Genomic DNA, 22,015 nt, shown 5'->3' on the forward strand with positions numbered 1-22,015 from the left:
AGGTTGATGTAACCTTGACATAATGCCGTTTAGAGTATAATATTAGTATGTTGTATTTTTTGTACAATGAAAACTTAATAAGGAGGTGCTCCTGTGTCATTTATTCCGGCAGTTGTCACATTTTTTGTTACACTTGTGATAGTCGCACCTATTACCTGGGTTGTATCTAGTAAAGCCATCAATAAAAGCAATGATGAAAAGATTGGCAATGCGAACGAAAGAGCCAGAGAAATAATAGATGAAGCGTTGAAAGCGGCTGAGACTAAGAAGAAAGAGGCACTCTTAGAAGTTAAAGAAGAATCTTTAAAGACTAAGAATGAGCTTGAGAAAGAGACTAAGGAAAGACGTGCAGAAATTCAGAAGTACGAGAAGAGAGTCCTTTCTAAAGAAGAAACTCTTGACAGAAAGATTGAAGCAGTAGAGAAGCGTGACTTAGGTATTACCAGAAAAGAAGAAGAACTTGGTAAACAAAGACAGAAGGTTGACGAACTTGAAAAGAAAAGACAGCAGGAACTTGAAAGAATCTCTGGATTAACCTCCGAACAGGCAAAAGAATATCTATTAAAAACTGTTGAAGATGAAGTTAAACATGATACTGCTGTAATGGTTAAGACATTAGAAAGCAGGGCAAAAGAGGAAGCAGATAAAAAGGCAAAGGAATTAGTGGTTAATGCAATTCAAAGATGTGCCGCTGACCACGTTGCCGAGACAACTATATCAGTTGTACAGCTTCCTAATGATGAAATGAAAGGCCGCATTATTGGTAGAGAGGGTCGTAATATAAGAACTCTTGAAACACTTACTGGTGTAGAACTTATAATTGATGATACACCTGAGGCTGTAGTTTTATCAGGCTTTGATCCAATTAGAAGGGAGATTGCAAGAATCGCTCTTGAGAAGCTTATTCTTGATGGAAGGATTCATCCAGCAAGAATTGAGGAGATGGTTGAAAAAGCCCAGAAAGAAGTTGAAACATTAATTAAAGAAGAAGGTGAAGCTGCAACCCTTGAGGTTGGTGTCCATGGAATTCATCCTGAATTGGTTCGCTTACTTGGTAAGTTAAGATACAGAACCAGTTATGGTCAGAATGTATTAAAACATTCAATTGAAGTAGCTCAGATTACAGGATTGTTAGCCAGCGAATTAGGTCTTGATGTAAAGATGGCAAAGAGAGCTGGTTTATTACATGATATAGGTAAAGCTGTCGACCATGAAATGGAAGGTTCACATATTCAGTTGGGTGTTGACCTCTGTAGAAGATACAAGGAATCAGCACTTGTTATTAATGCGGTAGAAGCTCATCATGGTGACGTTGAACCAGAAAGTTTAATAGCCTGTCTTGTACAAGCTGCTGATACAATCTCAGCCGCAAGACCTGGTGCTAGAAGAGAGACGTTAGAAACTTACACAAACAGATTAAAACAATTAGAAGATATTACCAACTCATATAAGGGAGTTGAGAAGTCTTTTGCTATTCAGGCAGGTAGAGAGGTTCGAGTAATGGTTGTTCCTGAAGTGATTAGTGATTCAGATATGGTATTACTTGCAAGGGATATTTCTAAACAGATTGAAAATCAGATGGAATATCCAGGACAGATTAAAGTTAGTATTGTAAGAGAATCAAGAGCTGTTGATTACGCTAAGTAATTACGAACATATTTAAAGAACCAGAGAAGCTACCAAGAATTCAAAATTCTTGGCAGCTTCTTTTTTTATGTTTTGTATTAGTATTTACTATAATATTTCGTCTTATACTATTGTGTAGCCTTTTATTGATGTCAAATTGGTGAATAGACTAAATTACCTTTTGATTTTAAGTGTTAATATGCCAGAATTAAACATATGGCAGTTATATACAATAATTATTACAATGCTTATTGAAATGTAATTCTTAGTATAAAATTCAAAGGCTGACTTAATAATATTAAGCTAACACTTAATTTTATTAATAAAATTCTTAAAAATGTCTAATTAATTAATATTTTTAATCAAAATTCATAAATATAATGTGAAAACTATTGCTAAAAAATCATCTTCATAGTATAGTATTTAAGACCTTTTAATTATGAAATGGAGGATTAATATGCAGTACAACGAAATGAGCAAAGAACAGTTATTACAGTTAAAGGCTGAACTTGATGAAAGATACAAGGAAGCAAAGGCTAAGGGACTTAACCTTAATATGTCAAGAGGTAAGCCATCAGCAACGCAGCTTAATGTAACAATGGATATGCTTGATGTAATCAATAGTTCATCTGACTTAAAGTCAGAGGACGGAACAGATTGTAGAAATTATGGTGTTCTTGATGGAATTCCTGAAGCTAAGAAGCTTATGGCAGATATGATGGGAACAACACCTGAACACGTTATTATATATGGTAATGCAAGTCTTAATATTATGTATGATCAGGTATCAAGAGCGTATACACACGGTATTCTTGGAAATACACCTTGGTGCAAGCTTGATAAAGTAAAGTGGCTCTGTCCAGTTCCAGGCTATGACAGACATTTTGCTATAACAGAAAGATTTGGAATTGAAATGATTAATATTCCAATGTCTGTTGATGGACCTGATATGGATATGATAGAGAAGCTTGTAAGCGAAGATGAGTCTATTAAGGGTATCTGGTGTGTACCTAAGTATTCAAATCCTCAAGGCTACACATACTCAGATGAGACAGTAAAGAGAATGGCAGCATTAAAGCCAGCAGCTAAGGACTTTAGAATATTCTGGGATAATGCGTATGTTATTCATCATCTTTATGATGACAAGCAGGATGAAATCCTTGATATTATTTCTGAATGTGAGAAAGCTGGAAATCCAGACATGGTATTTGAATTTGCCTCTACATCTAAGGTTACATTCCCAGGTTCAGGTGTGGCAGCACTTGCAACATCAAAGGATAATGTAGCTGATATTAAGAAGCAGATGACAATTCAGACAATTGGTCACGATAAGATTAACCAGTTAAGACACGTAAGATATTTCAAGAATGTTGCAGGTCTTAAGGAACATATGAAGAAGCACGCTGAATTTATGCGTCCAAAGTTTGAAGCTACTTTAAAGGTGCTTGAAGATGAACTTACAGGTCTTGGAATTGGTACTTGGTCAGAGCCAAGAGGAGGATACTTCATATCATTTGATGCTATGGAAGGCTGCGCTAAGGCAATAGTTGCAAAGTGTAAAGAAGCAGGTGTTATCCTTACAAACGCAGGTGCTACATTCCCTTATGGAAAAGATCCTAAGGACAGCAATATAAGAATTGCACCATCTTTCCCTACACCAGAGGAAATGTCTGAAGCAGCAGAATTATTTGTATTATGTACAAAATTAGTAAGTGTAGAAAAGCTTCTTGAGCAGAAGTAATTTAATAGAAGAACATTAATAAAATGTTGATAAAAATTAAAACTAAATCCTGAAAGGAGCAGGCAGTATGGCAAAGATAGGCTTTATTGGAATGGGTAATATGGGATATGCTATGCTTAAAGGTGTCCTTAATGTATTTGAACCATCAGATATTATATTTACCTGTCCAGACCTTGATAAATGTAAAAGAATAAGTGATGAAACAGGTGTCAAATATGCTGAGAGCAATGCAGAGTGTGCTAACAATGCCCAGTATATAGTATTAGCAGTTAAGCCACAGGTATATAGTGCTGTAATGAAGAATATAGTTAATGTCATAAGAGAAGACAGCGTTGTTATATCTATAGCACCTGGAATTACAATAGACTCTATTAAGGATAATCTTGGAATTAATACTAAGGTTGTAAGAGCAATGCCTAATACACCCGCTCTTGTCGGAGAAGGGATGACTGGTGTATCATACAATAAAGATGAATTTTCATTTGAACAGAGAGATGTTGTAGACAGATTTTTTAATTCATTTGGAAAGATTGTCTATGTTGATGAGAAGCTTATGGATGTTATTGTATGTGCAAGTGGAAGTTCGCCAGCATATGTATATATGTTTATTGAAGCACTTGCTGATAGTGCTGTCAAATATGGAATTAAGAGAGATGATGCTTATAAATTAGTTGCACAGACAGTTCTTGGCTCAGCTAAGATGGTTCTTGAAACTAACGAGCATCCGGGAGTGTTAAAGGATAAAGTATGCTCACCGGGTGGTACAACAATAGCTGGTGTAGCAGCACTTGAAGAACACAATTTCCGTAATGCTGTCATAAAAGCCACAGATGCATGTTATGATAAGTGTCATAATATTAAATAATAAAAATGAGGATTCAATATGGAACATATAAAAAGAGTTGGCAGAGAGTTGATGTATAAAGGTTCAATGCTTGAATTTTATAAAGATACGATTGTTACACCAGACGGCAAGACAGTGTATTGGGATCATATTGAGCATAAGGGAGCTGCGGCTGTTGTTGCTGTTCGTGATGATGGCAGAATTATTATGGTAAGGCAGTTTCGTAATTCACCAGATAAAGAAACTCTTGAAATACCAGCAGGAGGAATTAATAAGGGTGAACCTGTCAAGACTGCGGCAATAAGAGAGTTGGAAGAAGAAACAGGGTATAAAGCTGACCCTGATAATGTAAGAAAGCTTATATCTATAATTACGGCAGTTGCTTTCTGCAATGAAAAGGTTGATATATATGTGGCTGATAAGCTTACAAAGTCAGTACAGCAGCTTGACGAAGAAGAATATATTAATGTTGAGTATTATACATTGCAGGAATTAAAAGATATGATTATGAACGGAATAATAGAAGATTCCAAGACAATATCTGCTATACTTGCATATGAGCAGACATTATAAATGAAGTAAATAAAGTAATTAAAACAATCAAATGATTAAATTCAATAATTAAATTCAATAATCAAAACATATTAAAAGAAATCCCGGCATATAAATAGCCTGACCTGATAAATAAGGAGGCGTTTATATGGCTGGGATTTTTTTAAAACGATACAGATATATGTTGGCAGTTATGGTGGGAGTTATTGCTGGGACACTGATAGCTAATTATGCAATAATAAATATAACGGATAAGGTTGGAGTACTGAATAATGATTTCAGATTATCTATTATTGATATGAAGGTAAATAATGTGGCGTTGTGGCAATATATTTTCAAAACGAGAATAAAAGAATTTGCACTTCTTATATTACTGCTTATTACACCTGTTGCAGTTCCGGCAGTATATATAATTTTCGGAATTATTGGAATGAGCGTTGGAATGGTTGTGAGCGTAAGTGTAATGAATATGGGGATAAAAGGAATGTTTGTATACATAGTGATGACATTTCCACATTATATAATATATGCCATTACTATATTCATACTAATATCCATATGGGAAACCAGCAGAGGGTCATATGTGAATATTAATATAAGGAAAATAGCAATGGCATTATTAGTCAGTTTTATATTATTGTTGGCAGGCACGTTGTTCGAAGCCTACGTAAATCCGGGGTGTCTGAAAATGTTACTTGAGCATATCAGCTATTGTGTATAATAACTTTTCAGATTCTTCCCAGCCAAGGCAAGGGTCTGTTATTGATTTGCCATATACACCTTCGCCGACTTTCTGGCAGCCAGGTTCAATATAACTTTCAATCATAACACCCTTAACAAGCTGTTTAACATCATTTGAATGATTGCGGCTGTGAATTACTTCTTTAGTAATTCTTATCTGTTCAGCATACATTTTGCCAGAGTTGCTGTGGTTAGCATCAACGATACAAGCTGGATTGAGTAAATCCTTAGTCTTATACATATTGGCAAGTCTTATTAAATCTTCATAATGGTAGTTAGGAATGTTCTGTCCGTGTTTGTTGACAGCACCTCTTAATATAGTGTGAGCCAGAGGATTACCAGGTGTTTCAACTTCCCAGTTTCTGTATATGAAAGACTGCTTTGCCTGAGCAGCGATTACAGAGTTAAGCATAACTGAGAAATCACCGCTTGTAGGGTTCTTCATACCAGCAGGAACGTCCATACCACTTACAGTAAGTCTGTGCTGCTGGTCTTCAACAGATCTTGCACCAACGGCAACATATGAGAGTACATCAGCAAGGAACCAGTAATTCTCAGGGTATAACATTTCATCGGCTGGCATAAGTTCTGTTTCTTCCATAACTCTTATGTGCATTTTTCTGATAGCAACAAGTCCAGCAAGAAGGTCAGGCTTTTTCTCTGGGTCAGGCTGGTGGAGCATACCTTTATAGCCAGTGCCTGTGGTTCTTGGCTTGTTAGTATATACTCTTGGAATGATTAGTACTTTGTCAGCAATCTTTTCCTGAACTTTTTTAAGTCTTAATGTATAGTCTAATACAGCGTCCTCGTTATCGGCAGAACAAGGTCCGATTATAGCAAGAAATTTATCTGACCTGCCAGTAATTACATCGGCAATTTCTTTATCTCGTTCTTTCTTTAATTCAGCAACCCTTTCAGGAACTGGAAAATCACGCTTGATATCCGTTGGTGTAGGAAGCTTTCGTATAAATTCAAAACTCATTATTATATCTCCTTGTATTATATTAATAACCGCAGGCAATAACTGCTGCCTGCATTCTTATTTTAAGAATTCTGCTAATAATAATAGCATAAATTACAGAAAAATGTTAGTATATAATCAAATACAATGTTACGAAACAGAAATTCACAAAAATGTAAAATAAAGCAGAGTGTTACAATTAAAAATCAATTGTTTGAGGAGTGATAGCTATGAGAATGTTTGATATAATATCCAAGAAAAAATATAATGAATCATTGTCAAAAGAAGAAATTGATTATGTTATTAATGAATATACCAATGGCACAATTCCGGATTATCAGATGTCGGCACTTCTTATGGCGATATATTTTAATGGAATGAATTATGAGGAAACAACCAATCTTACGCTTGCGATGGCACATAGCGGTGATATGATGGATTTGTCAGAGATAGGCGGCATTAATGTAGATAAACACAGCACAGGCGGTGTTGGTGATAAGACAACACTTATACTTGCACCAATGGTAGCTGCCTGTGGAGGCAAGGTTGCCAAGATGAGCGGACGTGGACTTGGCAATACTGGCGGAACAATTGATAAGCTAGAGAGTATTAAAGGCTTCAGGACTAAGTTAAGTGAAGAAGAATTTATTGATAATATTAAAGAGATAGGACTTGCACTTACAGGACAGACAGGCAATCTTGCTCCGGCAGATAAGAAGATATATGCTTTAAGGGACGTTACTGCCATTGTTGACAGCATACCGCTTATAGCAAGCAGTATAATGAGCAAAAAGATTGCCGCAGGTGCAGGGGCGATTGTGCTTGATGTTAAAGTCGGAAGCGGTGCATTTATGAAAAATATGCAGGATGCCGAGGAACTTGCAGAAGAGATGGTTAAGATAGGAAGTCTTGCTGGCAGAAACACAATAGCAGTAATATCAGATATGGATGAACCGCTGGGCCTTGCTGTAGGTAATGCACTGGAGGTTGCGGAAGCGGTAAAGACTTTAAAGAAAGAAGGTCCAGAAGACCTTATTAATCTCTGCCTTGAATTAGGCACACAGATGCTTATTGCTTCTAAAGTAGAAGAAAATGCAGACAAGGCACGAGGTATGTTACAGAATTCCATAGATGATGGAAGTGCATATAATAAATTCTTGGAATTCATTAAACGTCAGGGTGGGGATATAACTGTATTTGACGATTTAGATGAATTTACAGAATGTAATTATAAAATAGAGGTTAAAGCAGATAAAGAAGGCTATGTTCAAAGAATTGAGTCAGAACTTATAGGAGAAGCCTCGATGATATTAGGTGGCGGAAGAATGACAAAAGAAGATGTTATAGATTATTCTGTCGGCGTAAAGCTGTCAGCCAAGCGCGGAGATTATGTAAAATGTGGTGACTGCCTTGCCACAATCTATGCCGCCAATAAAGATAAAATATTAGAGGCAGAGGGCTTAATTATCAAAGCATTTGAAATATCAGAGGATATTGTAAAGACAAGTCCGCTTATTAAACGAATTATTAGTTGTAAAAATATATAAATAATGGTATTATATTATATAAAATGAGCTGGATGATATTATTGTAAGTTATCCATAATCATATTTGAACAAGAAAAGGAGACATAAAAATGGAAGTAAGACCAGGAGCAAATCCTGCTGATGTCAAGAACTATGACACAGACAGATTAAGACATGACTTTTTAATTCAGAATTTATTTGTAGCTGATGAGATTAAGACAATCTACAGTCAGATTGACAGAATTATAGTAGGAGCTGCTACACCAGTTAATAAGGAACTTGTTCTTGAAGCAGGTGCTGAACTTAGAGCTAAGTATTTCCTTGAAAGAAGAGAGATGGGTATCATTAACATCGGTGGTAACGGAACAGTTACAGTAGATGGCAAGGAATATAACTTCAAATATAAAGACGGTATGTACATAGGTATGGGTGCTAAGGATATCTCGTTCAAGAGTGAAGACCCTAAGAACCCGGCTAAGTTCTATCTTAACAGTGCACCAGCACATAAGACATACCCAACAGTATTTATTGATCCAGCTAAGGACATTTTACCTGAGAATAAAAAGGAACTTGGATGTCTTGAGAGTGCTAACCATAGAACAATCAATAAGTATATCCTTCCAGGACAGGTTGAAAGCTGCCAGTTAGAGATGGGTATGACTTGCCTTGAACCAGGAAGCGTATGGAACACAATGCCATGTCATACACATGACAGAAGAATGGAAGTATATCTTTACTTTGAAGTTCCGGAAGATGCTGTTGTATTCCACTATATGGGTGAGCCAACAGAGACAAGACACATTGTTATGAGAAATGAAGAAGCTGTTATATCACCAAGCTGGTCAATTCACTCAGCTTCAGCTACTCACGCTTATACATTCATCTGGGGTATGGTTGGTGAGAACCAGGACTTCGATGATATGGATGATGTAGATATGAAGGATCTTAGATAATCAGAATGTCTTTATGATTGCTTAACAAGATTATTTTATTGTTATTGATTGATATATAAAGAGTAGCTGTATTATTATAGGTTACATACACATTATGCTGTTTAATATTATTAATGGCATAATCCATTATGATGGATGATTCTCATAGAGGTATGGAGTATATTGTGATATTCCATATGCTCTGGAGTTCATTGATATAATATTAAGAGAAAAGGAGATTTTAAAATGTCAGTAAATTTTTCACTTGAAGGAAAAGTTGCTTTAGTTACAGGTGCTTCTTATGGTATCGGTTTTGCTATCGCTAGCGGAATGGCTAAGGCAGGTGCTACAATCGTATTTAACGATATTAAGCAGGAATTAGTAGATAAGGGATTAGCAGCTTACAAGGAAGCTGGTATCGATGCTCACGGTTATGTATGTGACGTAACTAATGAAGAGAAGGTTAACGCTATGGTTGCTCAGATTGCTAAGGATGTAGCTCCTATCGATATCCTTGTTAACAATGCTGGTATCATTAAGAGAATTCCAATGTGCGATATGACAGCTGCTGAATTCAGACAGGTTATCGACGTTGACCTTAATGCACCATTTATCGTATCTAAGGCAGTTATTCCATCAATGATCGAAAGAGGTCACGGTAAGATTATTAACATCTGCTCTATGATGTCAGAGTTAGGCCGTGAAACAGTATCAGCTTATGCTGCTGCTAAGGGTGGTCTTAAGATGCTTACAAGAAATATTTGTTCTGAGTATGGTCAGTACAATATCCAGTGTAATGGTATTGGACCTGGTTACATCGAGACACCTCAGACAGCTCCATTAAGAGAAAGACAGGCTGATGGTTCTAGACATCCATTCGATCAGTTCATCTGTGCTAAGACACCTGCTAACAGATGGTTAAAGCCAGAAGAATTAGCTGGTCCAGCTGTATTCCTTGCTTCAGAAGCTTCAGATGCCGTTAACGGACATATTCTTTATGTTGATGGTGGTATCCTTGCTTACATCGGAAAGCAGCCACAGTAATAAATAATATTACATATTACAAGCACGATGTGCGTGTATAGATAATGACAGAAGAGTCTGAAACAAGTTTGCTTGTTTCAGACTCTTTTTGGTTTTAAACTTCAACAGGAATATACAGAAAGAATATTTCTTGAAATTCCTGAAATTCTTGAAATTCTTAAAATTCAACAAAAATTTGACTGTCAAAATATTCGTTCATATGATACAATTACTATAAAAGTTTTACAAATATGAGAGGAGAACATTTTAATGAAACTTGAAGTAAGAAACCTGACAAAGTCTTTTGAAGGTAATCAGGTTCTACACGGCATTTCTTTTGAAGTTGAAAGTGGCAGTGCACTTGGACTTCTTGGAAGAAATGGAGCAGGTAAGACAACTACGATAAGAATTATTATGGATGTCTTTAAAGCAGATGAGGGTGAGGTATATCTTGACGATGAGCCGTTTAACCCTAAGAAGCATCTTATAGGGTATCTGCCAGAAGAGAGAGGGTTATATCCTAAGAAGACAGTGCTTGAACAGATAGTATATCTTACAAGACTTAGAGGACTTTCCAAGAAAGAGGCAGTCAATAATGCAAAGAAGTGGCTAAAGCGTCTTGAGATAGATGAGTATGCCAACAGAAAGTTAGAGACATTATCCAAGGGTAATCAGCAGAAAGTACAGCTTGCTTCAACACTTGCGTGTGAACCAGAGATAGTTATACTCGATGAGCCATTTAGCGGGCTTGATCCGGTGAATTCAAAGATACTTCAGGATGTTGTGACAGAAGTCATAAACGAAGGAAGAATAGTTATATTTTCAAGCCACCAGATGAGTTATGTAGAGGAGTTCTGTCGTGACATAGCGATAATAGATAAGGGAAATATAGCACTTGCAGGCAATCTTAAAGACATTAAGAGACAGTATGGCGAGAATCAGCTGGTTATATCAGATGTTAATATGGGGCTTGATGAGTTGTCACAGATTATAAAAGACAATGTGTCTGACATAATAACAGAGACTGGAAGAACAAGAGAGGAGATTATTGTAAGGAATATAAATGGCGTGTCAAGGGCGGATATTCTTAAAAGAATGATTGCGTGTGGTATAGAAATTGAGCATTTTGAAACTTATAAGCCATCTCTTAATGATATATTTGTATCTCTTGTAGGTGATGATATTGAAGACGACAAAGTGGTAGATTATAAGAATAATAGTAATGATGATAATAGTTATAATAGAGATAATGTTGATGAGTTACCGCAAGGCGAAAGCAGTGAACATAAAAAGGCTGTTGAGGGAGGTGTACGCTGATGAAAAAGTTAGGTGTAGTTCTTCAATATGAGCTTATGACTTATATTAAGAATAAGTCGTATGTAATCAGTACGGTTGTTATAGCTGTTATAGCTGCTGCTATTATGTTTGTGCCAAGATTTATAGATATAAGTGCCATCACAGGAATTACTAATAGTACAGAACAGAATTCTGGTGATTCTGACAGCGATAAAGATAATGTTGATGGTAAGAGTGATTCTGATAAAGATAATAAAGCAGACAATAATAAAGATGTAATTCTTATATATGATGAGTCTGGAACATTTTCAGATATTCAGATAATTCAGGCGGCTTTTGATGATATGAAGGTTGAAAAAGTGTCATCAGAAAGTGAATTAAAGGATAAAGTGTCAGATGAAGAAGTCAAGGCAGGCTTTGTGGTTCACAGTCTTACAGATTATGAGTATATTGTATACAATAAGAGTATGACTGACAGCATTGATATGCAGTTTAATCAGGTACTTACAGCACTTAACCAGATGGTGTACTGCAGTATCCATAATCTTGATTATGAGCAGATAATAACGGCATTTAATCCAGAGATTAACAGTCAGACAGTTGTTCTTGGCAAGGATATGGGAAATAATTATTTTTATTGTTATGCACTCATTATCATTATATTTATGATAATAATATTCTATGGTGTTATGGTTGCGACATCAGTTACTCAGGAGAAGTCCAACAGGACTATAGAGGTGCTTGTAACAAGTGCTGATACTAAGATTTTATTTTTTGGAAAGGTGCTTGCTGGTACAATAGCTTCGTTATGTCAGGCTGGAATACTTATGCTTGCGATTGTCGGTGCATATAAGTTTAATCAGAGTGCGTGGGGCGGAATGTTAGATATGTTACTTGATATTCCTGCAAATGTACTTGTTACCTATGCGTTATTCGGACTTGGCGGTGTACTTTTCTATACATTTATATATGGAGCATTTGGTGCACTTGTTTCTAAGACAGAGGATATTAATAAGAGTGCCGGAAGCATACAGATGGTTATTATGATTGTATACTTTATTACTCTTTTTCAGCTTATGAATATAGATGGTATTGCTATGAAGGTATTGTCATATCTGCCAATCAGTTCATACAGTGCGATGTTTGCCCGTGTTGCAATGGGAAATGTAGCTGTGTGGGAAGTTGTTGTTTCATTTATAATACTTGTAGCAAGCATTATAGGTGTTGGTATGATAGGTTCATCAATATACAGAATGGGAACGCTTAGATATGGCAATCCAATTAAGATAACTACAGCAATAAAGAGCCTTCGCAAGCAGAAGAATAAATAATCGGAATATTTTATACAAGAAATAATTAATACCTCCAGATATTCATGTCATATCTGGAGGTATTATTATACATAAAACAATATGTGAGATAATCAGGGCTGCATACAGGTATTGATATAATGGCTTAACATATTGTAAATATAATTATAACTTTATAGTTTCTCCACCTGGTATCTCAATGACACGGACATTATTAACAGCAACCCAGACAGAACAGGCACTTGGGTTATAGATATATTCATTATCGGCGAATATCTGAAGCCTGTCAAAGGCTTCGTTGTAATCTACGATTTCGATGTTAGTAGCATACCATATATCATCACGGTGACCAATCATTTCACAGAATTCTTCCATAACTTCCCAATTGTTATTACGTTCAAATTCAAAGCTGTGTCCCCATACATACATCATATATAGGTACTGCTTTTTAGTAAGCTTCATAAAACGCTTGCCAAACTCAACAAGATTATGATTGTGGTGGCAGGTTGGTATCCAGTTCATATAATCTGTTGGCATAGAAAAGCCATTTTCATCACCAAGAAGAATAGGACCTTCACAATCGTTGGCATATTCGAGTGCTGATTTGACAACAGCGTACTGGTCAGTGGCTGGTCGTATATATTTAATGCCAAGGTCAGCAGCAATAGAAGTAATAAGCTTGTTGCCGGCTCCATTAGGAAGAGCCATTCCTCTTACGGGTTTATGTATTATTTTCTCAATATTAGTCTTATCTTCAAGAATTTCCCTTGCTATCTCATAGCTACCACATCTGTTCATAGTAGGGTGTGTGCATGTATGAAGGGCTATTTCATGATTGTCATATAAATCATTCCATTCGCTTGCAGGCAGTCTGATTGGCATATCTGTTAACCCTGAATTGACATTGAAGGTAGCACGTATGCCGTTCTTGTTAAATATATCAACTAGTCTTTTATCTTCAAGCTTGCCGTCATCGTAGCTTAATGTTAATACCTTGAATTTACCTCCTGGAAAGCATTTGTATATTCTGTTCATAATAATCCTCCATTCTTGTATATATTAACATAATGTATACAATCTCATATTTTATAATTATACTATATTAACATTAGTGTGTCATTATTTTGTTAATCAAATACACAAAAAATACAATAATCAATTATAATTTCTTGACTTTTTGTGTTATTTTACTAATAAATGAAACTTTTTTGATGTTTTCATTACAATATATATTGTATCTTTGAATTTCTTTATCATTAATGTTAACACATACATTTCCAATAATACACTCGTTATTAACCGGTGCAGCAATGCTTGATGGAATATTGTACACGACTTCTACATTATCATTATCGCTTATGCAGGCAGACAGTTTTTTATCAAATAGTATATCAATGGAACTTTTAGAGCCGTTTTTAATCTTTATATTAAAGACTTTAGGGCAGATAAGTATGTCCTGCTTTGTATAGCTGGCTCTGGCGTAGTCAAGAAGATGTTTTGCGTCAGACCATTTATAAGTCTTGTTGTCAGGCCAGCCACAGGCAAGCAGGGCAACAATAAATGTCCTGTCGTTATCCTTATAGGCACACACATAGCAGTAGCCGGCATCGCCAGTAAAGCCCGTCTTGCCGGATATAATGTTATCATACATATTAAGAAAAGCATTGGTATTGCTTACAGAATATTTTCTGCCGGAAAGACTTGTAAAACTGTAATCGTGAGTCTGTGTTATAGAAAGGAAATGTTCGTTTTTAATGCAGTAGGACATAACAACTGCTAATTCATAGGCTGTTGTCGAGTGAATGCCTGCATCATCAGAAGCATCAAGACCATTAGGCGTTATATAATGCGTGCTATTACAGCCAAGACTGGTGGCTTTTCTATTCATTAAATTAGTAAATACCAGCACAAGTGCTTTGCTTTGTTCTTTGGATATATTCTCAATAAAATGTGAGTTATAAGAGTAGTCATTTATAAAAGAAATGTCAAAGGTAAGTTCGTTGCGTTCTTTATCGGTTAAAGAACAGATATAATAGTAGGCGGTATTTTCTGCAATTATAACGGCGGTATCATTATGGGAACGAAGCATAAGGGAATAGTACAGGTCTTTTATTGAAAACTGTTCGCCTTTTACAGCATTAAGTTGTACATCTGGCATAGAAGCCGCATATGCAGAAGTGGTGGCAATATAATCATCAGGACATATCTCAAGGGCGGTTATTAATGTCATAATCTTGGTGGTGCTTGCCATAGGTGCTTTGGTGTCAGCATTTTTACCATATAGAAGCCTGTTAGTATCGGCATCTATTACTGCTGCAAATCTGGCGTGTATTTCATTATCTTTCAGAGATGAGTCGTTTTCTTTAGCATTTACACGATTAAATGGAGTTAAGACGATTGAAATAATCAGACATATTAAAATTATGAATTTTAATGGCTGTATAAGCTTTTGAAAAAAATAAGCAACTGCTGATAGCATAAATAAGAAACCCGGTTATTATAATTAATAAATTATACACTTTTATTTTGCTATTATACCTAAAATGAGTTATTATATATTTACTACATAAATAATCATATTAATTTACAGAGGTGCGTATGAGCTACATAGAATTTGATGATGTAAAGAAGATTTATAAAATGGGTGATGTAAAGATAAAAGCACTTAACGGTGCAAGCTTTACGATAGATAAGGGAGAGTTTGCAGTTATAGCAGGTGCGAGTGGTGCAGGTAAGAGTACAATACTTAATCTTATGGGCGGTATGGATACAGCTACGACAGGAAAGATTATTGTAGATAAAGAGATTGTGTCAAAGTTCACAGCTAAGAGGCTTACAACATACAGAAGATATGATATAGGATTTGTATTCCAGTTCTATAATCTTGTACAAAATCTTACTGTAAGGGAAAATGTTGAGCTTGCAACACAGATATGTAAGAATCCGCTTGACGTTGATGAGGTTATAGAAGCAGTGGGACTTAAGGAAAGAAGTTCTAACTTTCCGGCACAGTTATCAGGTGGTGAACAGCAGAGAGTTGCAATAGCAAGAGCGTTGGCCAAAAATCCAAAGCTTCTGTTATGCGATGAACCTACGGGAGCACTTGATTATAATACAGGCAAGCAGATATTAAAGCTGTTGCAGGATACATGCCGTGAAAGAGGTGTTACAGTTGTAGTTATAACACATAATCTTGCACTGACAGCTATGGGTGATAAGGTTATCAAAGTGAAAAATGGAGTAGTTGACAGTGTGACTGTCAATGAAAATCCGCTTCCAATAGAGCAGATAGAATGGTAGTTAATATGGAAAGGCGGAATTAACATAATGGGAAAGTCGGTATTTAAAGATTTAATAAGAGAGATAAAAGGTTCGCTTGGAAGATTTATTTCAATAATGGCAATCACAGCCATAGGAGCTGCATTTTTTGCAGGAGTCACAGCATCTTCGGGCGATATGAAGCGTTCGTCAGATAACTATTATGATGAATATAATATGAATGATATAAGAATAATATCATCTATAGGGCTTACAGATGATGATTTGCAAGTAATTGCAAAAGTGCAGGGAGTAAAGGCAGTATATGGTGCCAACAGCAAAGATGTGCTCATCAATTATGATGATAAAGAGTCAGTTGCACATGTTTTAAGTATTCCTCTTAATGCGGATGATAATGATGACAGCTATATTAACAGACTTCGCATTAAAGAGGGAAGACTGCCACAGAATGATAAAGAATGTGTTGTGAAGTACGAGTCTACAAGGGAAGCTGTCAAAGTGGGCGATGTATTAAAATTTAAGTCTGGAACTTCTGATGATATTAACGATACATTTAAGGATACTGAATATACAGTTGTAGGAGTAGTGTATTCGCCTTGTTTTGTTTCTTATGATTTAGGTTCGTCTGATATTGGTAACGGCAATATCAGCTATTGTGTATATGTTGGGGATGATGAATTTAAGAATGATTATTATACTGAGGCTTACGCTGTAGTAGACGGAGCAAAAGAGCTTGATACATATTCTGATGAATATGATAAAAAGGTTGAAAATGTACAGAACAGAATTAAGAATATAGCAGCAGGACAGCTTGATAACAGGAAGAAGGATATAAAAGAAGAATTTGCCAAAGCCAAGGAAGATAAGAAACAGGAACTGCTTGATACAATAAGACAGAAGGTAACAGAGTCTATTACGAAGCAGTATCAGGAATATTATCCGGGATATGATGTGTCTTCAATGATAGCACCTTATATTGAACCAGCGTATATTAAAGCAGTTCAAGAGTTTGACTTTGATGCGGTATATGCAAAGTATGATGAGCAGATGAATGAAACTTTGAATAACTCTGACGACTGGGAATGGTATGTGCTTACAAGACAGTCGCAATATTCGTATAGGGATTATGAGTCGAGTGCTGACAGAATGAAAGCTATAGCTACAGTATTCCCATTGTTCTTTATAATTGTTGCAGGTCTTGTGTGTCTTACAACAATGACAAGAATGGTAGAAGAACAGAGAAGTTTAATCGGAACATACAAGGCTTTAGGTTATGGAAAAGGTACTATAGTATTCAAGTTCGTTGCCTATGCTTTTATAGCTTCCTTTGCTGGAAGTGTAATAGGCTGTATTGTTGGTTTAAAGCTGTTTCCGTATATAATATATAATTCGTGGAACATAATATACCAGATGCCGCATATAACTTATGCAAGCCATACATTATTATCTGTGGCAGTTATTATCTGTCTTGTAGCGGTAACATTTCTTGCGGCATTCTATTCGTGTTACAATGATCTTTCAGAAGTGCCGGCTATACTTATGAGACCTAAAGCTCCTAAGAGTGGAAGAAAGATATTGTTAGAGCATACATTTATATGGAAGCATCTTTCATTTACAAGGAAGGTTACTATGCGTAATATATTCCTGTATAAGAAAAGATTTTTTATGACAGTAATCGGAATCGCAGGATGTACAGCGTTGACAACGGCAGGTTTTGGAATTAAGGACAGTATACAGTGTGTTATTGATAACCAGTATGAACAGATACTGCATTATGATAATGTAATTACATTTAAGAGTGATGTTGAAAGTGAAGAAATTAACAATATAATATCATCTATAAAGAAAGATGAATATTATAAAGAATACACTACAGATTATGGATATACTGCTGATGTGAAAGCATTAGGTGGTGGTGACAGTTATTCAACCGAGATAACTGTTGTTGATAATACAGATAAGTATAGTGATTTTGTTACATTCAGGACAAGAAAGAAGCATAACCAGTTAGAACTTAATGATGATGGTGTTATTATATCTGAAAAGCTTGCAAAGGATCTGAATGTTTCTGTTGGTGATAATATTACTATATGTGATATTAATGATAGGCAGGCAGCAGTTAAGGTGACTGGAATTATGGAAATATATATTAATAATTATATTTTTATGACATCAGGTTATTTCAATGATACATTTGGCTATACACCAGATAATAACAGAGTGTTAGGTATACTTGATGATGACAGTGATAATGTTCAGGCTGTTATCGGAGAACGATATTTGTCTAATTCAGCAGTTAAGTCGCTTACATTCTTAAAGGTTAATATGTCAAGATTTGAGAATATGATACAGTCCCTGGATCTTGTTACATGGGTGCTTATAATATCTGCAGGTATGCTGGCGTTTGTTGTATTGTATAATCTTACTAATGTTAATATATCTGAGCGAATAAGGGAGATTGCGACAATAAAAGTTCTTGGCTTTTATGATAATGAAGTTGGAGAGTATATATACAGGGAGAATATCATACTTACACTTATAGGCGGTCTTGCAGGACTTTTATTAGGAAGAGCACTTCATACATACATAATGACAACAATAGAATTAGACGGAGTAATGTTTGGAACAAGAATTAATTTAAGTTCATTCCTGTTATCATATGGAATTACATTAATTTTTTCATTGATTATTAATGCAATTATGTATCCGTCACTTAAGAAAATTCCAATGGTGGAATCTTTAAAGTCAATAGAATAATTCGTGATTGCTGATAAAGGATTTAATTGAGAATTTAATTAATGATTTGATGAATAATTTAGTGCAGTAATTAAAGAATAGATAAGCTGACAAGCCTGCACAAATAATGGTAATATTAATAAGAGCCTCCACATATATTGTGAAAAACGATATATGTGGAGGTTATTTTTGTATGGGGGATATTGGACAAATTATAAAAATTCTGCCGCCAGCTCTGGCTGACAAGCTTAGACTGCATACGTTGTCATTTAGCAGGCTCAACGAGCTAAGATTAAGAGTTGGCAGAAATGTAACTTTAATATATGACAATAAAGAGATAATGTATGATATTAAGGTTACCAAGGACTGCATAATGAAAATGCTGGAATTAGCTTCCAATTACTCTATCTATGCGTATGAGCAAAGTTTCAAACAGGGGTTTATTACAATAGAGGGAGGGCATAGGATTGGGATATCAGGACATGCGATTATAGAGAATAATGTCATTAAGAATTTTAATTACATAACCTTTCTTTGTATAAGGGTGGCACATGAGGTTATAGGGTGTAGTAATAAGGTTGTTGATTTCGTATATGGAGGAGGTATTGACCATACGCTTATTATTTCACCGCCGGGTTGTGGCAAGACAACGCTTTTAAGGGATCTTGTAAGAAATATATCTGATAATGACAGGCTTCATATTAATGTAAGTCTTATAGATGAAAGACAGGAGATAGCAGGCTGCTATATGGGAATCCCGCAGAATAATATAGGCAGACGTACAGATGTATATGATGGCTGTCCAAAAGATGCAGGAATGATGATGGCAATCAGGGCTATGTCGCCGGGTATAATAGCTGTAGATGAGATAGGTGGGCAGAATGATGTGCAGGCAATTAAATACTGCATAGCCTGTGGCTGTACGATTATTGCTACAATTCACGGTTATTCGCTTGAAAATGTAATGAACAAGCCTTTTATGGGTGAGCTTATAAGTTCTGATTACTTTAACAAGATAATAATATTGTCAGGAAGAATGGGAAAGGGGACGGTGGAGCAATGTTTAAATTATCGGGAGCAGCACTCATAATAACTGCATGTACATATTATGGCTTTTATTTAAGCAGTAACCTATATATGAGAACACGGATTATACAATCGCTAATAACAGCCCTTCATTATATTAAGGCACAGATAGGTTATGCTTCAAGCACGCTCCCTGACATATTCAGGGATTTATCTGTTAATTCTGATAACTGCTATGTTCAGGAAATGTTCAGTTATGCAGCGAAGACATTAAGTGATGAGGGCATTGTTACATATGAAGCTGTGTGGGAGGTAGCTGTAAATGTACTTAACAGGAGAAAAATATTAAAAAAAGACGAACTTAATGTAATGTATGAATTGTCGCATTTTAATTCGTATATTGATAAAAATATGCAGGTTCAAAATCTGGAATTATCAATTGAAAGGCTCAAAAGAATAAATGAAAATGTGGCAATGGATATTGCACCGAGAATGAAAATCTGCAGGATTGGTGGAATAACAGCAGGAGTGTTTATAGCAATAATGCTGATATGAACACAGCATAATAAAGAATGGGGATGTGTATGGAAATTAATTTGATATTTAAAATAGCTGCCGTTGGAATAATAATCTCTATACTTAATCAGATATTAAAGCATAGTGGAAGAGATGACCAGGCTTTCTTAACAGGGCTTGCGGGACTTCTGCTTGTGCTTTATTGGATACTTCCATACATATTAGAACTGTTTACAACTATGCAGAAATTGTTTGATATGTAAAAGGAGTAACAATTGCTGAAAATATCTATGCTTGCATTATGCACGGTTATAACATCACTGCTTATAAAAAAACAGTCACCAGTAACAGCTTCTGCTATAGGACTTTCGTTATGCCTTATTATTTCAATTAATATAATAAATAACATATCAGCCATAACAGGACAGCTTGGAGTAATGATTTCTTTAACAGGAATTGGTGATGTGTATATAAAGATAATAATGAAGATTATAGGAATAACCTTTATAACGCAGCTTATATCTGATGTGTGTAGGGATAATGGGTTTAACGCGGCGGCATCACAGCTTGAGATTATGTGTAAGATTGCTGTTGCAACAATAAGTATTCCAATTGTACTGTCGCTTATGGAGATGATTAATAAATGTATAAAATAAGATGTATATTAATGCACAATAACTGCCCCCAATATATGTTGTCATTATTAAGAAGCATATTTACTGGGTGGAAATATATATTTATGAAACTTAATTATATACTACCGCTATTAAAAAGCGTATTACTAATGTCAGTAATATTAATGCTTGTATACAATAATGCCAATGTGATTAAAGCAGAAACTAACGGACAGGAAACTGTCACGGATACATCTGGCTGGTCTGATTATGATTATAAGGATATTGATAAGATATTAAAAGAAAGCAGTTACAATTCGGTTACCTTTGAGGATATAGTAGACAGCATATATTCGGGTAATTCAACGAGGGATTCGGGTAAGAAGATTGTACAGTATATAACAGAGGTTATAAGCAGTAACCGTAATGATTGTATGAAGATACTTATTTTATGTATATTATCTGCATTTATAAATGTATTTGGCCCATTTTTTAATAAACAGCAGCTTACCGAAAGCACATTAAGTGTTATAGCAATATCTCTTATAACGGTATTGTTTGTTGTGTTCATACAGGCTTCAGATACAGCCAGAAGCACTCTTACATCGATTATTAATCTTTATAAAGCAATCAGTATGGTGTTCCTGCCGGCAATAAGTGCTTCTGGTGCAATAATGAGTAAAGCTGTGTATTACCAGATAATAATTGCTATGATTGCAGTCAGCAATATATTTTTTAAAAATATATTATTAAAAACAAATAAAATATATCTCATAATTTCGTTATGTGACTGCATAGACAAAGAAGCACATATGGATAAGGCGTGTAACCTTATTAAAAAAGGAGTGAAATGGTGCTGCTATACGATACTTACAGTGTTTATTGGACTTAATGCAATTAAGAGCATATTAACACCTGTTCAGGACACGGTTAATTCTAAAGGTATATTTATGGGGATAAGCCTTATACCTGGTATAGGTGACACAGCACAGGTGTTATCCAATACGATACTTTCATCTTCTGCATTAATAAAAAATGCAATCGGTGTGTCGGGAATTATTGCTATTGTTATGTGTATGTTCTTTCCGTTGCTGCGGATTGGTCTTCTTGCGGTTATATATCAGGGGATTGCTGCAGGACTACAGCCAATAAGTGATAAGAGAATGGTAAGGGCAGTCAGTTCGCTTGGGCAGGCACTTGGAATGATTGTATATATTATGATGATTACACTTGTCCTGTTTATATTAACAATAGCAATTATATGTGTTGCAACTAACTGTGTATCAGTATGA

Annotated in this window: 20 protein-coding genes; 17 read left to right on the forward strand and 3 right to left on the reverse strand. The window is 35.5% G+C overall.

The window, feature by feature from the left end; genetic code table 11:
- Positions 1–93 precede the first annotated feature (93 nt).
- From rny to WMO42_RS02925, 5 genes are all read left to right on the forward strand, one after another.
- Positions 94–1,647, forward strand: coding sequence for a ribonuclease Y (rny, locus tag WMO42_RS02905; RefSeq protein WP_022503154.1), 1,554 nt, complete (start codon positions 94–96; stop codon positions 1,645–1,647).
- A 436-nt stretch (positions 1,648–2,083) separates the two neighbouring features.
- Positions 2,084–3,367: an aminotransferase class I/II-fold pyridoxal phosphate-dependent enzyme gene (locus WMO42_RS02910; RefSeq protein ID WP_055174895.1), complete on the forward strand. Its 1,284-nt coding sequence runs from the start codon at positions 2,084–2,086 to the stop codon at positions 3,365–3,367.
- Between the two features lie 67 nt (positions 3,368–3,434).
- Positions 3,435–4,232 carry a pyrroline-5-carboxylate reductase gene (proC, locus tag WMO42_RS02915; RefSeq protein WP_055174891.1) on the forward strand — a complete coding sequence of 266 codons (798 nt, stop codon included), beginning with the start codon at positions 3,435–3,437 and terminating at the stop codon, positions 4,230–4,232.
- An 18-nt stretch (positions 4,233–4,250) separates the two neighbouring features.
- Positions 4,251–4,784 (forward strand): NUDIX hydrolase, encoded by a 534-nt coding sequence (locus tag WMO42_RS02920; RefSeq protein ID WP_022503156.1) that lies wholly within the window; start codon positions 4,251–4,253, stop codon positions 4,782–4,784.
- A gap of 127 nt (positions 4,785–4,911) precedes the next feature.
- Positions 4,912–5,484: a stage II sporulation protein M gene (locus WMO42_RS02925; protein WP_055174889.1), complete on the forward strand. Its 573-nt coding sequence runs from the start codon at positions 4,912–4,914 to the stop codon at positions 5,482–5,484.
- Here the strand turns inward: WMO42_RS02925 and WMO42_RS02930 are convergent.
- Positions 5,455–6,486, reverse strand: coding sequence for a 3-deoxy-7-phosphoheptulonate synthase (locus WMO42_RS02930; RefSeq protein WP_055174886.1), 1,032 nt, complete (start codon positions 6,484–6,486; stop codon positions 5,455–5,457). The genes WMO42_RS02925 and WMO42_RS02930 overlap by 30 nt on opposite strands.
- Before the next feature lie 209 nt (positions 6,487–6,695).
- On the opposite strand from WMO42_RS02930, the gene WMO42_RS02935 reads away from it, so the two are divergent.
- The 5 genes from WMO42_RS02935 to WMO42_RS02955 all read left to right on the forward strand — a co-directional run bounded on the left by WMO42_RS02935 (position 6,696) and on the right by WMO42_RS02955 (position 12,573).
- The gene (locus tag WMO42_RS02935) at positions 6,696–8,012 is read left to right on the forward strand and encodes a pyrimidine-nucleoside phosphorylase (protein WP_055174883.1); all 1,317 of its coding nucleotides are present in this window, start codon (positions 6,696–6,698) and stop codon (positions 8,010–8,012) included.
- Between the two features lie 89 nt (positions 8,013–8,101).
- A complete protein-coding gene (kduI, locus tag WMO42_RS02940) occupies positions 8,102–8,944 on the forward strand; it encodes a 5-dehydro-4-deoxy-D-glucuronate isomerase (RefSeq protein ID WP_022205276.1) in 843 nt (280 codons plus the stop codon).
- A 225-nt stretch (positions 8,945–9,169) separates the two neighbouring features.
- A complete protein-coding gene (locus WMO42_RS02945) occupies positions 9,170–9,967 on the forward strand; it encodes a gluconate 5-dehydrogenase (RefSeq protein WP_022503160.1) in 798 nt (265 codons plus the stop codon).
- Between the two features lie 249 nt (positions 9,968–10,216).
- Positions 10,217–11,263 carry an ATP-binding cassette domain-containing protein gene (locus tag WMO42_RS02950; protein ID WP_349191528.1) on the forward strand — a complete coding sequence of 349 codons (1,047 nt, stop codon included), beginning with the start codon at positions 10,217–10,219 and terminating at the stop codon, positions 11,261–11,263.
- Positions 11,263–12,573 carry an ABC transporter permease gene (locus WMO42_RS02955; RefSeq protein ID WP_022503162.1) on the forward strand — a complete coding sequence of 437 codons (1,311 nt, stop codon included), beginning with the start codon at positions 11,263–11,265 and terminating at the stop codon, positions 12,571–12,573. The genes WMO42_RS02950 and WMO42_RS02955 overlap by 1 nt, the downstream gene beginning before the upstream one ends.
- Before the next feature lie 144 nt (positions 12,574–12,717).
- On the opposite strand, the gene WMO42_RS02960 is transcribed toward WMO42_RS02955, so the two are convergent.
- Both WMO42_RS02960 and WMO42_RS02965 read right to left on the reverse strand, forming a co-directional pair.
- The gene (locus WMO42_RS02960) at positions 12,718–13,587 is read right to left on the reverse strand and encodes a polysaccharide deacetylase family protein (RefSeq protein ID WP_349191529.1); all 870 of its coding nucleotides are present in this window, start codon (positions 13,585–13,587) and stop codon (positions 12,718–12,720) included.
- Between the two features lie 124 nt (positions 13,588–13,711).
- Positions 13,712–15,031 carry a D-alanyl-D-alanine carboxypeptidase gene (locus WMO42_RS02965; protein WP_349191530.1) on the reverse strand — a complete coding sequence of 440 codons (1,320 nt, stop codon included), beginning with the start codon at positions 15,029–15,031 and terminating at the stop codon, positions 13,712–13,714.
- Positions 15,032–15,150: 119 nt separating this feature from the next.
- On the opposite strand from WMO42_RS02965, the gene WMO42_RS02970 reads away from it, so the two are divergent.
- From WMO42_RS02970 to WMO42_RS03000, 7 genes are all read left to right on the forward strand, one after another.
- Entirely contained in the window at positions 15,151–15,852 is a 702-nt protein-coding gene (locus tag WMO42_RS02970) for an ABC transporter ATP-binding protein (protein WP_349191531.1), read from the forward strand.
- Positions 15,853–15,879: 27 nt separating this feature from the next.
- Entirely contained in the window at positions 15,880–18,588 is a 2,709-nt protein-coding gene (locus WMO42_RS02975) for an FtsX-like permease family protein (protein WP_349191533.1), read from the forward strand.
- Between the two features lie 172 nt (positions 18,589–18,760).
- Complete coding sequence (gene spoIIIAA, locus WMO42_RS02980) at positions 18,761–19,657, forward strand: stage III sporulation protein AA (RefSeq protein WP_022503167.1); 897 nt, start codon at positions 18,761–18,763, stop codon at positions 19,655–19,657.
- A complete protein-coding gene (locus tag WMO42_RS02985; RefSeq protein ID WP_055306632.1) occupies positions 19,627–20,148 on the forward strand; it encodes a stage III sporulation protein AB in 522 nt (173 codons plus the stop codon). Before spoIIIAA ends, WMO42_RS02985 begins: the two co-directional genes overlap by 31 nt.
- 29 nt (positions 20,149–20,177) lie before the next feature.
- Positions 20,178–20,372, forward strand: a complete 195-nt coding sequence (spoIIIAC, locus tag WMO42_RS02990; protein ID WP_022503169.1) for a stage III sporulation protein AC — start codon at positions 20,178–20,180, stop codon at positions 20,370–20,372.
- 12 nt (positions 20,373–20,384) lie between these two features.
- Positions 20,385–20,765 carry a stage III sporulation AC/AD family protein gene (locus tag WMO42_RS02995; RefSeq protein WP_349191535.1) on the forward strand — a complete coding sequence of 127 codons (381 nt, stop codon included), beginning with the start codon at positions 20,385–20,387 and terminating at the stop codon, positions 20,763–20,765.
- Between the two features lie 128 nt (positions 20,766–20,893).
- The gene (locus WMO42_RS03000; RefSeq protein ID WP_349191536.1) at positions 20,894–22,015 is read left to right on the forward strand and encodes a stage III sporulation protein AE; all 1,122 of its coding nucleotides are present in this window, start codon (positions 20,894–20,896) and stop codon (positions 22,013–22,015) included.

Origin of the sequence: Lachnospira sp. CLA-JM-H23, assembly GCF_040096425.1 — a bacterium.
Taxonomy (GTDB): domain Bacteria; phylum Bacillota; class Clostridia; order Lachnospirales; family Lachnospiraceae; genus Lachnospira; species Lachnospira rogosae.

Coding starts and splice junctions, on each gene's coding strand:
- WMO42_RS02925 (WP_055174889.1), top strand. CDS start 4,912: ATGGCTGGGATTTTTTTAAAACGATACAGATATATGTTGGCAGTTATG.
- WMO42_RS02935 (WP_055174883.1), top strand. CDS start 6,696: ATGAGAATGTTTGATATAATATCCAAGAAAAAATATAATGAATCATTG.
- WMO42_RS02910 (WP_055174895.1), top strand. CDS start 2,084: ATGCAGTACAACGAAATGAGCAAAGAACAGTTATTACAGTTAAAGGCT.
- WMO42_RS02970 (WP_349191531.1), top strand. CDS start 15,151: ATGAGCTACATAGAATTTGATGATGTAAAGAAGATTTATAAAATGGGT.
- WMO42_RS03000 (WP_349191536.1), top strand. CDS start 20,894: ATGTCAGTAATATTAATGCTTGTATACAATAATGCCAATGTGATTAAA.
- WMO42_RS02950 (WP_349191528.1), top strand. CDS start 10,217: ATGAAACTTGAAGTAAGAAACCTGACAAAGTCTTTTGAAGGTAATCAG.
- spoIIIAC (WP_022503169.1), top strand. CDS start 20,178: ATGGAAATTAATTTGATATTTAAAATAGCTGCCGTTGGAATAATAATC.
- kduI (WP_022205276.1), top strand. CDS start 8,102: ATGGAAGTAAGACCAGGAGCAAATCCTGCTGATGTCAAGAACTATGAC.
- WMO42_RS02945 (WP_022503160.1), top strand. CDS start 9,170: ATGTCAGTAAATTTTTCACTTGAAGGAAAAGTTGCTTTAGTTACAGGT.
- WMO42_RS02955 (WP_022503162.1), top strand. CDS start 11,263: ATGAAAAAGTTAGGTGTAGTTCTTCAATATGAGCTTATGACTTATATT.
- WMO42_RS02965 (WP_349191530.1), bottom strand. CDS start 15,031: ATGCTATCAGCAGTTGCTTATTTTTTTCAAAAGCTTATACAGCCATTA.
- proC (WP_055174891.1), top strand. CDS start 3,435: ATGGCAAAGATAGGCTTTATTGGAATGGGTAATATGGGATATGCTATG.
- WMO42_RS02975 (WP_349191533.1), top strand. CDS start 15,880: ATGGGAAAGTCGGTATTTAAAGATTTAATAAGAGAGATAAAAGGTTCG.
- WMO42_RS02960 (WP_349191529.1), bottom strand. CDS start 13,587: ATGAACAGAATATACAAATGCTTTCCAGGAGGTAAATTCAAGGTATTA.
- spoIIIAA (WP_022503167.1), top strand. CDS start 18,761: ATGGGGGATATTGGACAAATTATAAAAATTCTGCCGCCAGCTCTGGCT.
- WMO42_RS02985 (WP_055306632.1), top strand. CDS start 19,627: ATGTTTAAATTATCGGGAGCAGCACTCATAATAACTGCATGTACATAT.
- WMO42_RS02920 (WP_022503156.1), top strand. CDS start 4,251: ATGGAACATATAAAAAGAGTTGGCAGAGAGTTGATGTATAAAGGTTCA.
- WMO42_RS02930 (WP_055174886.1), bottom strand. CDS start 6,486: ATGAGTTTTGAATTTATACGAAAGCTTCCTACACCAACGGATATCAAG.